Origin of the sequence: Shewanella sp. SR44-4, assembly GCF_014163715.1 — a bacterium.
Lineage (GTDB): Bacteria > Pseudomonadota > Gammaproteobacteria > Enterobacterales > Shewanellaceae > Shewanella.
Window position 1 is genome coordinate 62576 of the sequence record NZ_JACJDU010000016.1, and the last position, 13617, is coordinate 76192.

12 protein-coding genes and 1 pseudogene are annotated in these 13617 nt (G+C 42.5%); 7 read left to right on the plus strand and 6 right to left on the minus strand.

Translation table 11 applies throughout. The annotated features are described in order from the left end of the window. The first annotated feature begins 30 nt into the window (after window positions 1–30). Both H5125_RS09860 and H5125_RS09865 read left to right on the plus strand, forming a co-directional pair. A complete protein-coding gene (locus tag H5125_RS09860) occupies window positions 31–198 on the plus strand; it encodes a YqaE/Pmp3 family membrane protein (RefSeq protein ID WP_011635586.1) in 168 nt (55 codons plus the stop codon). 114 nt (window positions 199–312) lie between these two features. Then, window positions 313–519 (plus strand): DUF2986 domain-containing protein, encoded by a 207-nt coding sequence (locus tag H5125_RS09865; RefSeq protein WP_182744152.1) that lies wholly within the window; start codon window positions 313–315, stop codon window positions 517–519. 32 nt (window positions 520–551) lie between these two features. On the opposite strand, the gene moeB is transcribed toward H5125_RS09865, so the two are convergent. Continuing rightward, the gene (gene moeB, locus H5125_RS09870) at window positions 552–1322 is read right to left on the minus strand and encodes a molybdopterin-synthase adenylyltransferase MoeB (protein WP_011635588.1); all 771 of its coding nucleotides are present in this window, start codon (window positions 1320–1322) and stop codon (window positions 552–554) included. A 7-nt stretch (window positions 1323–1329) separates the two neighbouring features. Continuing rightward, window positions 1330–2583 carry a gephyrin-like molybdotransferase Glp gene (glp, locus tag H5125_RS09875; protein ID WP_182744153.1) on the minus strand — a complete coding sequence of 418 codons (1254 nt, stop codon included), beginning with the start codon at window positions 2581–2583 and terminating at the stop codon, window positions 1330–1332. A gap of 159 nt (window positions 2584–2742) precedes the next feature. On the opposite strand from glp, the pseudogene H5125_RS09880 reads away from it, so the two are divergent. Then, window positions 2743–3006, plus strand: a pseudogene (locus tag H5125_RS09880) (GIY-YIG nuclease family protein); the annotation flags it as partial. 101 nt (window positions 3007–3107) lie between these two features. Further along, window positions 3108–3242: a hypothetical protein gene (locus H5125_RS22200; protein WP_259395433.1), complete on the plus strand. Its 135-nt coding sequence runs from the start codon at window positions 3108–3110 to the stop codon at window positions 3240–3242. 344 nt (window positions 3243–3586) lie between these two features. Here the strand turns inward: H5125_RS22200 and H5125_RS09885 are convergent, their stop codons facing one another. The 4 genes from H5125_RS09885 to hslR form a co-directional block, all read right to left on the minus strand. Then, complete coding sequence (locus tag H5125_RS09885) at window positions 3587–5446, minus strand: M14 family metallopeptidase (RefSeq protein ID WP_182744155.1); 1860 nt, start codon at window positions 5444–5446, stop codon at window positions 3587–3589. Window positions 5447–5634: 188 nt separating this feature from the next. After that, entirely contained in the window at window positions 5635–7191 is a 1557-nt protein-coding gene (locus H5125_RS09890; RefSeq protein WP_182744156.1) for a phosphoenolpyruvate carboxykinase, read from the minus strand. Between the two features lie 253 nt (window positions 7192–7444). Further along, window positions 7445–8305 (minus strand): Hsp33 family molecular chaperone HslO, encoded by an 861-nt coding sequence (gene hslO / locus H5125_RS09895; RefSeq protein WP_182744157.1) that lies wholly within the window; start codon window positions 8303–8305, stop codon window positions 7445–7447. Window positions 8306–8330: 25 nt separating this feature from the next. Further along, window positions 8331–8729: a ribosome-associated heat shock protein Hsp15 gene (gene hslR / locus H5125_RS09900; protein ID WP_101087413.1), complete on the minus strand. Its 399-nt coding sequence runs from the start codon at window positions 8727–8729 to the stop codon at window positions 8331–8333. Between the two features lie 264 nt (window positions 8730–8993). On the opposite strand from hslR, the gene gspC reads away from it, so the two are divergent. Genes gspC through gspE form a run of 3 tightly spaced genes read left to right on the plus strand, consistent with a single transcriptional unit; the run spans window position 8994 to window position 13617 of the window. Next, the gene (gspC, locus tag H5125_RS09905; protein WP_182744158.1) at window positions 8994–9908 is read left to right on the plus strand and encodes a type II secretion system protein GspC; all 915 of its coding nucleotides are present in this window, start codon (window positions 8994–8996) and stop codon (window positions 9906–9908) included. Between the two features lie 24 nt (window positions 9909–9932). After that, window positions 9933–12065 carry a type II secretion system secretin GspD gene (gene gspD, locus H5125_RS09910; RefSeq protein WP_182744159.1) on the plus strand — a complete coding sequence of 711 codons (2133 nt, stop codon included), beginning with the start codon at window positions 9933–9935 and terminating at the stop codon, window positions 12063–12065. Between the two features lie 7 nt (window positions 12066–12072). Continuing rightward, window positions 12073–13617 (plus strand): type II secretion system ATPase GspE, encoded by a 1545-nt coding sequence (gene gspE / locus H5125_RS09915; RefSeq protein WP_409085815.1) that lies wholly within the window; start codon window positions 12073–12075, stop codon window positions 13615–13617.

Here is a 13617-nt window from a genome sequence, read left to right on the forward strand (position 1 = left end):
AAATTAATCAACTTAAATAAGGTAACTAAAATGGATTCTAATAAATTATTACTGGTGATTATTGCGATTTTACTGCCGCCTGTAGCAGTTTTGCTCAAAAAAGGCATGGGTAAAGACTTATTAATAAATATCTTATTATGTATTTTCTTTTTTGTACCAGGGCTTGTTCATGCTTTGTGGGTAGTCTTACAAGAATAATGTTTAATACCCTATGCTATTGATGTTGTTTGGTCACTGATAAGCTGGAATCTATAGGGTTTTAATCAGTTTGAGATTATAATTACCTCGTAGAAATGCTATCAAGTGACCAATATGAACCGTAAAAAGAAAATTAATCAAACTCTGAAAGCTAAAGCAAAAAAAGCCAATGCTAAGCTGCATGCTGCTAATAAATCGCCTTATATTACCAAAGCAGAACGTGCACAGCTTGCCCAAGCGCAATCGGTTATAGCGCCAACAGCTGATTTAGCTGATAGCGCATTAAGCGACTCTGGCGCTGTACATTCGCCAGCACTGTAACACTATAGCGATGACCCTAGAGATGATTTTATCTACGGATTAACACCGCATACTTTACAATGTGGTTGTTTAGGTAAACGCATTTGCCTAAACTCCATGGTCATCGCATCAATCATTAACAACTTCCCCGTTAATGGCTCGCCGATAGCCGTGATGACTTTGATTGCTTCTGTTGCTTGAATGCAGCCAATCATGCCGACCACAGGCGCAAGAATACCTGCCTCAACACACGTTAATTGTTGTTCACCAAATAAAGCACTAAAGCATTGATAGCAAGGGCTGTCTTGTTGGTAGTCAAATACTGTAACAGTGCCTTCCATTCTAATAGCCGCGGCTGACACTAAAGGCACTTGGTGCTCAAAACAGCTTTTATTAAGCTGTTCACGCACTAACATATTGTCTGTGCAATCCAGAATTAAGCTATGTTGACTCACCAACACGTTAATCTCATCATCATCTAATAACGCATTAATGGTATTGATGTTAATTAATGGATTTAGCAGCATCAGCGATTGCTTAGCCGATTCAACTTTTGCTTGGCCAATATTGGCGTCATAGTGCAATACTTGGCGCTGCAAATTAGACAGCTCTACGGTATCAAAATCAACTAAGGTGATTTCACCAACCCCAGCCACGGCAAGGTATTGACTTGCTGCACAGCCGAGTCCGCCTGCACCAATAATTAATACTTTGGCAAGCTTGAGCTTTTCTTGGCCATCGATATCGATAGCCTTAATAGAGATCTGCCGGCTATAGCGCAGCATTTCATTATCAGTGAGTATCTCTTGATCAAGTGAATCCATACTATTCCTAACACAACACGTTATTAAAAGGCTCTACGGTGACTTGTGCGCCTGTTGGTGTGTCGCCTTGGAATTGATCTAATATCACAAAACAATTAGCTAAACTCATTGATGTGAGCATGCCTGAACCCTGGCCGCCAGTAATCGCTACTTCAAGTTCGCCCAATTCATTTCGACTGAGTATGCCGCGTTGATATTCGACTCTACCAGGGTATTTACGTATATCGGTCAGTAACTTTGCTTGGCAAAATAACGGTTTAACAGGCTTAAGTCCCTGCATTTTATGTAAAATGGGCAACACGAGTTTATAAAACGTTACCATCGAAGAAACGGGATTACCGGGCAAACCGCAAAAAATAGCGTTATCTATTTTACCAAATGCGAATGGCTTGCCTGGTTTAATAGCGAGCTTCCAAAAGGTAATCTGGCCTTCTTCAGACAAAATCTGTTTAGTAAAGTCAGCTTCACCCACTGAGACTCCGCCAGATGTTAATACCATATCAGCCTTGCTGGCTGCTTCTTTAAATGCACCACGAATGGCTTCTTTATTGTCGGCTATTACGCCTAAATCAACCCAGTCAACATGACTTTTACTGAGTAAGCCTTGGATTGAATAGCGGTTAGAATCATAAATTTGTCCGGGAGCCAGTTCACTTCCTACAGGGCGTAACTCATCACCAGTGGAAAAGAAGGCGACTTTTAGTTTACGTGTCACTCTAACTTGGCTAATACCGATAGTGGCGAGTACGCCCATTTCAGCTGCGCGGATAGTGATGCCTTTGTGCAATACTTTGGTACCTGCAAGCAGCTCTTCACCACGACGGCGGACATTAGCGCCTAATCGATGTGGGTGCTCGATGGTAATTTGATTATCGTCTGCTTGGACTTTTTCTTGCATTTGCACGGTATCAAAACCCACAGGTACAGGGGCGCCGGTCATAATACGAATACAGCTATTGGGTGATACTTGGCCATCGAAAGGGTGGCCTGCAAAAGAACTACCCACGAGGGTAAGGGTTGTTTTATCCTGTGATGCGGCTAAATCGGTAAAACTAAATGCATAACCGTCCATTGCCGAGTTATCAAATGGGGGTAAATCAATACTCGATGCTAGATCTTCCGCTAGCACTCTGTCGATAGCCTGGGTTAATGTGACGAGCTCGGTATCTTGGGTTGCTTCAACTTGAGCTAAAAGTTGCTCAATTGCTTGATCGGGATGAAGCAATGTTGGTTGAGCGCAAGGGTCTTGATTACTGGACATCAGAACTTCCTTAATGAATCGCTAAAATACTATCAACTGTATCTTGGCTAAAATAGGTCTTTGCTTTTAATGGTGCTTAGTATGCCATGATGGCACAAGAGTTTTATGATCACACTTAAGGTTTTATATTTTATGTCGAAAAATAACGCCAATACCGATTGGTACTTATATATTATTCGCTGTGCAAACTCGCATTTATACACCGGTATTACCACGGATATTTCACGTCGTTTTGGCGAGCATCAAGCCAGTGGTCCTAAAGCAGCTAAATATTTAAGAGGGAAAGGCCCGTTAACCCTAGTTTATCAAGAATCATTAGCTGATCGAAGTGAAGCGTCAAAACGCGAAATTGCTGTTAAAAAATATACTCGCCAGCAAAAATTATTATTGATTGAACAGTATGAGTTAACCCGTCCACGGTAACGATAAGTTACCTATATTTATAAGTTTTTCATATCAAAATTTTGGTTTACAGTTTTTTTACGACTAGATTGAAATGATGGAATCTCAATGGTTAATCCACAATGGTCAAGTCGTTAATGAGTGTTGCGCTGATCATGTGTTGCACTGCATTTCCTTCAGCGGTACAACAAGTACGCATTCAACCAGCTCAATCTTCAGAAAATACCACTTACCAATATTATTACGACTTGTTATAGCTGCTATTAACCCAAACCGCTGACGATTATGGCTCGGCGGATATTGTTGTTAGCAATGACCATCCACGCTTAGCGCAACGCATTACTCAAGGTTTAGAGGCATTCATTGCGACAGGTCAGCTACATGAGTTTATTGAGCAGTATGAAACAACTCGAGATATGTTCCCACTGAGTCGATATCGCCACAGTCGAATTTTTGACTTAACTAATTCACCGTTAGCGCTACAAACACCTTTTCAAAATCAAGATTTATGGATTGATTTACCGCATCCCACAAAAAACGCCGCAGCACTTGTGGAGTGATATGGCGTTATTTAATCTCATTGTCTATATAGCGTTGAAGCTTATTTAGACGCTCGCAACACCGGATACTTCATGTATTCGTTGTCATAATATGGGCTGCGTTGGTAAAACCAGCGTAATCTTGCTTGGCTATTTTTAGCAAAATCAGGATCTTTAAGCGCTTGATCAAACTCAGCTTGTAGAGCTGGGTTGTCGAGTAACATTTTTGCTGCTAAAGGCTCCACGGCATAGTCTTCAATGTATTCAGTGCGGGTAAAAATGGTATTGAACATTCCCCAATAAAACAATGAATCCTCAGCCTGAGGTTCAAGTAATAGCATTGCTAAGTCACCCAAAGGTTGGTCGGTTGGAATACGCACGCTACCCGCTGGCAAGAGGGTATTTATTTTGTGAATAGTCGTTGTTGCCGTTACCGTTTGATGACCTTCATAATCAGCACTTGAGAATAGTGGGTCGCTGAATTGATATTGCTGCGCGGTTATCGACGTTGGCTTATTCAGTTGTGTCATTCTAATGCCATGCAAAGATAAACGCTCAATAACGTTTGTCCATTGTGGCGGAATATAATAAGCCACAGGCCGAGTTACCGTAATATCTGCTTTTGTGTTAGCCACAATCGGTAAGTTTTCATATAACTTAGGCTCTCCAGTCCAGCGGACAACTTTGTCACCACTGATTGGGCTTTGCTCAACACGGTAATCAATCCCTTTAAAGTCTTTTCCTTCAGCTAAGGTTTCATTTTGCCAGCTGATGGTTAACTTACTTGGGTTACGATATTTGTCTTCATTAATTGCAGACTTTAGCTTGGTGCTATTTTTTGCCACCGTTTTAAGGGTTTGTTCAAGTGTAACGTAGGTACCAAGAACGCGTTGCTTATAAGGTTTAAGGCTATGGTTCTCTATTAGAATAGTCGGCAAATGACGAGCATCACCGTAACCATTGGAAAAACGTGGGCTAGGGTTCCACAATGACAAGCCTTTAGTCATGTCTGTATTATCGTTAGCAAATACCAACTGGCCCGGAATGTGGCCTTGCTCTGTTAATGCATGTTCAACCGCGGGGCGGTAAATAGACTCTAACCATGTAAAAATACTTGGGCTATAGCCTTGTGCAACGTTGTAGCCAAAGGTGACATCGTATTGGTAGTCAATACCATCGGTCACATGGATATCAATGTATAAGTCTGGCTGCCATATATTAATCGCTTGAATGAGGTGCTGCATTTCTAGAGTGTCAGCTTTAGCATAATCACGGTTTAAATTAAGATTGTTAGCAGTAGTGCGCCAGCCCATATTAACCGGCCCGCGTTGATTTACTCGATTGAATTTGCTGCTACGCTCGTGGGCATCGACACTGAAAATAGGAATAAACAGTAAATTAACGTTTTCAAGCAAATCGCGTTTGTTACGATGACTGATATCTCGCAGCAGCATCATACCTGCATCTTTACCGTCAATTTCACCAGAATGAATACCTGCTTGCACTAATACCGTTGCTTTACCGTTGTCACTTAATGCTTGTGCCGTTGATACCCCATCTTGTGACGCGATAATCATCCATATATCTCGTCCTTGGGGGCTTTTACCAATGCTGACTTTTTGCAACACGTCAGTGCTGTCGACGAGTTTGTCTAACCATTCCATGGTGTCGTGATAGTTCGGGCTAGAAACATAACCTTGTTGCTCAAAAGGGGTTGCCCATGGTTGATCTGCACTTAACAGTAAGCTTTCACTGGCGCCTGACCAAGGATGAATTGGCGGTAGTATACTGTCATTTTCGAGATGCGTTATTTGCTCTGCCGGTACTTGAGGAGCAGCAGACACAGCATTGTTAGCATGAGTGAAAGTGGAACAGATGAGTAACGGACTAACCATTAAGCTAGCAAGCAAAAAGCGGCGCATGAATATCCCTGTGAATGGTGATGGTGTCGAAATACGGTAATAGCATCATAACACTGCCTATCAACAGTTTCAGTTGCTTTTACCCTTATAAATGAACTGGAACAGTGCCGATAAAAAATCCCAACCGAAGTTGGGATTTGTAAATTACATCGCATTAAATAAAGCGTTACGAATAATGGGTAGCTTGTTTACACGTTAGGGCCAGCATTTTTGATGGCTTCAGACACTTTATATTTTGCAAAGTTATCACTGAACTCTTGTGCTAGCTGCTGTGCATATTTGTCATACTCAGCTTTATCTGCCCAAGTGTTGACTGGGTTTAATAAAGCAGTATCAACACCCGATACACTAACAGGCACGTTTAAATTCAGTTTATCGATATAAACGGTTTCAACATCTTTTAACTCACCACTGACAATAGCATCCACAATGGCGCGAGTTGTCGGGATATCAAAACGTTTACCTACACCATGTGGACCACCGGTCCAGCCAGTGTTAACAAGGTAAACTTGGCTGCCAAATGACTCAATACGTTTCATGAGTAGTTCAGCATACACTCCTGCTGGACGTGGGAAGAATGGTGCACCAAAACACGTCGAGAAAGTTGACTGAATTGCAGACGTTGAGCCCATTTCTGTCGAGCCAACTTTCGCGGTGTAACCCGATAAGAAATGATATGCAGCTTGTTCTTTGCTTAATATCGACACTGGCGGTAATACACCTGATACATCGCAGGTTAAAAACACTACTGCATGAGGTTCTGCACCACGGTTATCTTCTTTACGTTGAGCGATATGCTCTAAAGGATAAGCGGCACGGCTGTTTTCAGTCAGGCTAGTATCTTTATAATCAGGCACTCGCTGTTCATCAAGCACCACATTTTCGAGTACGGTACCGAAACGAATCGCATCCCAAATCACAGGTTCATTTTTTTGGCTAAGGTCGATACATTTTGCATAGCAACCACCTTCGATATTAAATACGCCACCGGGTGCCCAGCCGTGCTCATCATCACCGATCAGGAAACGTTTTGGATCAGCTGAAAGCGTGGTTTTACCGGTACCCGATAAGCCGAAGAATAATGTGGTATCACCATCGTGGCCGACGTTGGCCGAACAATGCATGGGTAACACACCTTTAGCGGGTAATAAGAAGTTTTGGACCGAGAACATCGACTTCTTCATTTCACCTGCATATTTCAACCCTACAAGCAGTACTTTTCGCTCGGCAAAGTTCAGAATAACAGCGGCTTCAGAGTTTGTACCATCACGTTCAGGTTCGCAGACAAAACCTGGCGCATTGATGATTTGCCACGTGTCTTTATTACCACGATTAAAGGTTTCTGGAGCGATAAATAAATTACGAGCAAACAATTGATGCCACGCGAACTCAGTGGTTACACGTACAGGAATGTAATGTTCATCATCAGCGCCAACTTCGAGTTCTGACGTAAACAGTTCTTTGTCTGCAAGGTAGGCTTCTACCCGGCCCCATAACGTATCAAATTTGCCAGCATCAAACGGACGGTTTACTTTGCCCCATTCAATATCGGCTTCAGTGTTTGCCTCTTTGACGATAAACCGGTCATTAGGTGAACGACCCGTTCTTTCCCCTGTCTTGGCCACTAAGGCACCATTTGCGGTCAGCTGACCTTCTCCACGAAGAAGCGCGATTTCTACTAACTGTGCTGTCGTAGGGTTGAGGTGAACGCGGTTAGATACATCCGCCATAGTGTTGATCTCCATGTCTTTTAGGTCGTGTTTCGCAGTGAAAAGCTATTGGGGGTTAGGTATTCAAACTTAGCTTGTTATTATTTTTGCGCGATGGCTATAAGCTAATGTAGGGATTGTAACGTAAGTTAATGCCGCGGTAACGAACAGTTTGGTAATTTTTTTGAAAGTTTTTGGCGTTTGATGTTTTCTTTAGACGGTTAAGGCATAAAAAAAGCGCATTGCGCGCTTTTTCTGTAAGTGGTTACGTTGTGGGTAACGACATTGATTACTGCTGTGACTGGCTGCTATGACTACCAGAATATAACGCTGCAATATCTATCGCATCAAAAGAGTACTTTGCTGTGCAATACTCACAATCCATCTCGATTTTCCCTTCCTCAGCTAGAATCTCTTCAACTTCAGTTTGGGGTAACGTTTTGATTGCTGCAGCACTGCGATCACGAGAACAGCTACATTTAAACGTAACATCAACAGGATCAAATAAGCGTACTTCTTCTTGATGATACAAGCGATGTAATACCTGTTCAGCATCAAGAGTGAATAACTCTTCTGCTTTAATGGTCGAGGTCAATGCTGAGAGATGTTCAAAGTCGTCAGTATTACCCGATTTTGCTGGTAATACTTGCAACAACATTCCTGCCGCTTGTTTGCCGTTAGCAAATAACTGTATTTGGGTAGGTAGCTGCTCTGATTGATTAAAATACTCTTCTAAGCAAGCTGCTAGATTGACATGGTCTAATGATACAATACCTTGATAACGCTCACCTTCATCAGGCGTTAACGTAATGACCATGTAACCTTTACCGAACATTTGTTGCAAGCTTGCATCGGCAGCAATATCACCGTTCCAACGTGCTACACCGCGTAATACTTGCTTATTGTTACCATTAATTACCGCTAAAGAAACCGGGCCATCGCCTTGTAACTGCACGCTAATGTCACCGCTAAACTTGATCGTTGCCGTGAGTAATGATGTTGCGGCCATTAACTCGCCGATTAGGGCTTGTAAGGCAACCGGATAGATATGTGCAGAAAGCACTTCTTGGTAACTGCTTTCTAATTGGACTATCTCGCCTCGCACATCGGCATTATCAAAAATGTAGCGATGTAAAATATCGTTGTTCATTTGCATTCTCTTACTTTTTGGGCGCCTAGTAATCTTTTAAGCGCATAATCTGTCGTCGTTGTTTTTTATCCGGTTTATGGTCTGGTGCCGGATTGTTCAAAATATTTAGCCGTCGGGCTTCAGCGTTTATAATCCGTTTGCTAATACTCTCTGGTGTTTCTTCGTATAGGGTTTGCGCTACATTAGCACTTTGTCTATGGCCAGATAATTGAAGGACAATAATCTCTTTATCATCATTACCTTGGCGAAGGCGGATTTTTGCACCCGCTTCAGCATTCTTACTGGATTTAGTCCGTTGACCGTTGTAATGTACTTTACCGCCATTGATCATGTCTTTTGCGATAGCGCGGGTTTTATAAAAACGTGCCGCCCATAACCATTTGTCGAGCCGAATAACGCTTTTTTCGGGCTGATTTTGAGTCACATGACCTCCAAAACAGGGATGATTTCACAGACTGAGTAACCTAACTGCCATACAATGTGTGTATTATCGTAATAGAGGGCAATATTATGGCTCTTTTTATGGGCGCAAAGTTAGCATATTTGATGGAGATTCGCCAATCGATATGCTCTGGGGTTGTTGCTTTATCCTGTGTGGGTTAGCATGACGGCTACACATATATTTTCGCATTTTATTAACAATTAGAACAGAGACCTGTACCAAGTCGTATAGAGGGTCCAATAACATATGGATTTATTAGATAAACTGATCACCAACGCTGCAAAAATACCACATAAGCTATTGAGTATGATTGTATTTTGGCTTGGACTGGTCATCGTGTTGCTACTCGCTGCACAGATTACATGGAAGTTGATGCCAGTATCGTCGCAATCTGCGATGTGGCAACCATCCCCCATCTCAGCAGGCACTGCAAAGCGTATTGAGCTTGCCGGTGTACGTAACCTATTGCTTTTTGGTCGCTTAGACAACAATAGCAATAAACCCAAAGCTGAAGTCGTAGAGCAAATCACCGATGCGCCTAAAACAAACTTGTCTATTCAATTGACCGGAGTTGTGGCATCCACCGAGGAAGCTCAAGGTTTAGCGGTTATTGAATCAAGTGGGCAACAAGAAACTTATGGTTTAGGCGATAAAATCAAAGGGACTTCTGCTTCTTTAAAAGAGGTTTATGCTGACCGGATTATTATTAGTAATAGTGGTCGTTATGAAACTTTAATGCTTGATGGTCTTCAATACACCACACAAGGTGCAGCAAACTCACAGCTACAACAAGCCAAGGTCGATCAACAGGTAACCCGAGTTGATCGTCGTGATAATCAACGTTTTTCTGAAGATTTGTCTAATTCTCGTGATGAGTTGTTAGCAGACCCAAGTAAAATTACAGACTTTTTAGCTATTTCACCGGTACGTAATGGCGATGAATTAGCGGGTTACCGTTTAAATCCTGGTAAAGATGTCGCGTTGTTTAAGCAAGCGGGTTTTCAGGCTAATGATTTAGCAAAATCAATAAATGGATTTGATCTGACCGATATGGGTCAGGCATTAGAAGTGATGGCACAACTGCCTGAGCTCACCGAAATGGCTGTCATGGTTGAGCGTGAAGGGCAGTTGGTCGAAATCATGTTTAGTTTGCCAGAATAATTTGGCGTTAGAGGATTGAGTAGAATGAATAATAAAGGGATCCGACATAACATTATTGCTGGAATGCTTATGGGCGCTGCAATGATAGCGGCACCGAGTGCTTGGTCGGAACAATATGCCGCCAATTTTAAAGGCACTGACATTCAAGAATTTATTAATATTGTCGGTAAAAACCTCAATAAAACCATTATTGTAGATCCAACAGTACGTGGCAAAATTAATGTCCGTAGTTACGATTTACTTAATGATGATCAATATTACCAATTCTTCCTTAACGTACTTCAAGTGTATGGTTATGCAGTGGTTGAAATGGAAAACCACGTCATTAAAGTCATTAAAGACAAAGACGCCAAAATGGCTTCTATTCGTGTCGCCGATGACAAAGCACCTGGTGTTGGTGACGAAATGGTCACCCGAATTGTTCCTTTATACAATTCTGAAGCTAAACAACTTGCTCCCTTACTTCGCCAGTTAAATGATAATGCTGGTGGCGGTAACGTTGTTAACTATGATCAATCAAACGTGTTAATGATTTCTGGTCGTGCAGCGGTAGTGAACAAGTTGGTAGAGATTGTTCGCCGAGTTGATAAGCAAGGCGACACCGACGTACAAGTCGTGGCCTTAGATTACGCCTCTGCAGGGGAAATTGTTCGCATAGTCGATACCTTATATCGCTCAAGTGCTAACCAATCACAGCTGCCTGGCCAAGCGCCTAAAGTGGTGGCTGATGAACGCATGAATGCGGTTATTGTCAGTGGCGATGAAAAAAGCCGTCAACGTGTAATCGAACTCATTAAACGACTTGATGCCGAACAAGCGAGTACGGGTAACACCAAGGTTCGTTATTTACGTTACGCCAAAGCTGAAGACTTGGTTGAAGTATTAACCGGGTTTGCACAAAACTTACAAGATAATAAAGAGGGTGCCAGTACTCAGCAAGGCAGCTCAAGTAAGCGCCGTAGTGATATCAATATTATGGCCCACAGCGACACTAACTCACTGGTGATTAGTGCTGAACCAGATCAACTGCGTACCATTGAAAGCGTCATTAATCAGCTTGATATTCGCCGTGCTCAAGTGCTCGTTGAAGCCATTATTGTTGAAATCGCTGAAGGCGATAATGTTGGTTTTGGAGTGCAATGGGGCAGCGAAGCGGGTGGCTTAACGCAGTTTAACAACATTGGCCCAACCATTGGTGAAGTCGGTGCCGGTGTGTGGTCTGCACGCGAAACTGATGGCACTACAGTAACAGTAGGCAATTCAGATGGCGGCTCTACTACCACTACCAATCCAACCTCTGATGGGGATTACACTTTAATCGCGCAAGCATTAGGTAAAGTGAATGGTATGGCGTGGGGCGTGACCACAGGTAACTTTGCGGCGTTAATCCAAGCTGTGTCGAGTGATACAAATTCAAACGTACTCGCAACACCGTCTATTACCACACTAGATAACCAAGAAGCGTCGTTTATTGTTGGTGATGAAGTGCCGATTATTACCGGTTCAACTTCAAGCTCTAACAATGATAATCCATTCCAAACGGTAGAACGTAAGGAAGTCGGAGTTAAGCTAAAAGTGGTACCGCAAATTAACGAAGGTTCGTCAGTTAAATTAACTATCGAACAAGAAGTGTCGGGTGTTAATGGTAACACTGGTGTCGACATCAGTTTCTCTACTCGTCGTTTAACGACCACGGTTATGGCAGATTCTGGCCAAATTGTAGTGCTGGGTGGATTAATTAACGAAGAAGTACAAGAAAGTATTCAAAAAGTCCCAATTCTTGGCGATATTCCTTTTATAGGTCATTTATTCAAGTCTTCTTCTAGTAAGAAAACGAAAAAGAATTTAATGATTTTCATTAAGCCCACCATTATTCGTGACGGTATGACAATGGAAGGGATTGCCGGTCGTAAATATAATTATTTCAGAGCATTACAGCTGGAACAACAAGCTCGTGGTATTAATTTAATGCCAAATACTCAAGTCCCGGTTCTTGAAGAATGGGATCAAGAGGCTTACTTGCCAGATGACGTGAATGACATGCTTGATCGCTATAAAAGCGGCAAAGGGCTGAGCACCGATATACGTGATTCAGATCCAGCCTTGCGCACTATCGATGAAAACATGCAAAAGGACAAGGCTCAAAACAATGACTGATAGCGTGATGACAGAACCATTAGCCCAAGTATCTAGTGAAGTTGCCATGGAAGTTGTTGAAGGTGATGAGGTTTTTCATTCGACGAGTAAAGAGCGCTTGCCGTTTGCCTTCTCGCACCGCTTTCAATTGGTGTTAGCGAAAGAAAACGAGCAGCTTTGTCTCTTCTACACTGATAACACACCGCTTAGTGCCATGTTAGAAGTACGACGCTACTCGGGTGTTGAGTTACCGTTAATTAAGCTAGAAGTGGCAAAGTTTGAAGCTAAACTGACGCAAGCATATCAAGCTAATTCTTCAGAAGCCCAACAGCTTATGGAAGATATTGGTAACGAAATGGACTTGTTTACCCTAGCTGAAGAACTGCCACAAACGGAAGACTTGCTTGAAGGCGATGATGACGCGCCGATTATTAAGTTAATTAATGCGCTGTTATCGGAAGCGATTAAAGAAGAAGCCTCAGATATTCACGTCGAAACCTACGAGAAACAATTAATTGTTCGTTTCCGTATTGATGGCGTGTTGAAAGAAGTATTAAAGCCAAATCGTAAATTATCGTCTTTATTGGTGTCGCGTATTAAAGTGATGGCACGTTTGGACATCGCCGAAAAACGCCTACCACAAGATGGGCGTATTTCGTTACGTATTGCGGGTCGTGCTGTCGATGTGCGGGTATCAACTATGCCATCAAGTCATGGTGAGCGTGTGGTAATGCGTTTATTAGATAAAAATACCGGCAACTTAGACTTACAACAACTGGGTATGACACCTGGCATTCGTGAAAAATTCGATGAATTAATTCGTAAGCCACACGGCATTATTCTTGTAACAGGGCCGACAGGTTCTGGTAAAAGTACTACCTTGTATGCCGGGTTAACGGAAATCAATTCTAAAGATACCAATATTTTAACCGTTGAAGATCCTATTGAATATGAGTTAGAAGGCGTTGGTCAAACTCAGGTAAACACTAAGGTCGACATGACTTTTGCCCGTGGATTACGCGCAATTTTACGTCAAGATCCCGATGTGGTGATGATTGGTGAAATTCGTGATTTGGAAACGGCGCAAATTGCAGTGCAAGCATCATTAACCGGTCACTTAGTGATTTCAACCTTACATACCAATACCGCATCAGGGGCAATAACCCGCTTGCAAGACATGGGCGTAGAACCCTTTTTAGTGTCATCAAGTTTGCTTGGCGTGCTTGCTCAACGCTTAATTCGGACATTATGCCCACAGTGTAAAGAAGCACATGAGCCTGATGAGCGTGAACGCGAGTTGCTGGGTATTACCGCAAACGACACACGTATTATTTATCGCGCTAAAGGTTGTAAGGCCTGTGGTCAAAATGGTTATCGTGGTCGAACAGGTATTCATGAGTTACTTACCGTTGATGACAATGTCCGTGAGTTAATTCATGGCGGCAGGGGCGAATTAGCCATTGAAAAATATGTACGTAAATCGATTCCAAGTATTCGTCATGACGGCATGAGTAAAGTACTCACAGGTGTGACAACGCTAGAAGAAGTATTGCGCGTTACGCGCGAGGAGTAA

Coding starts and splice junctions, on each gene's coding strand:
- H5125_RS09860 (WP_011635586.1), top strand. CDS start 31: ATGGATTCTAATAAATTATTACTGGTGATTATTGCGATTTTACTGCCG.
- H5125_RS09865 (WP_182744152.1), top strand. CDS start 313: ATGAACCGTAAAAAGAAAATTAATCAAACTCTGAAAGCTAAAGCAAAA.
- moeB (WP_011635588.1), bottom strand. CDS start 1,322: ATGGATTCACTTGATCAAGAGATACTCACTGATAATGAAATGCTGCGC.
- glp (WP_182744153.1), bottom strand. CDS start 2,583: ATGTCCAGTAATCAAGACCCTTGCGCTCAACCAACATTGCTTCATCCC.
- H5125_RS22200 (WP_259395433.1), top strand. CDS start 3,108: ATGGTCAAGTCGTTAATGAGTGTTGCGCTGATCATGTGTTGCACTGCA.
- H5125_RS09885 (WP_182744155.1), bottom strand. CDS start 5,446: ATGCGCCGCTTTTTGCTTGCTAGCTTAATGGTTAGTCCGTTACTCATC.
- H5125_RS09890 (WP_182744156.1), bottom strand. CDS start 7,191: ATGGAGATCAACACTATGGCGGATGTATCTAACCGCGTTCACCTCAAC.
- hslO (WP_182744157.1), bottom strand. CDS start 8,305: ATGAACAACGATATTTTACATCGCTACATTTTTGATAATGCCGATGTG.
- gspC (WP_182744158.1), top strand. CDS start 8,994: ATGGATTTATTAGATAAACTGATCACCAACGCTGCAAAAATACCACAT.
- gspD (WP_182744159.1), top strand. CDS start 9,933: ATGAATAATAAAGGGATCCGACATAACATTATTGCTGGAATGCTTATG.
- gspE (WP_409085815.1), top strand. CDS start 12,073: ATGACAGAACCATTAGCCCAAGTATCTAGTGAAGTTGCCATGGAAGTT.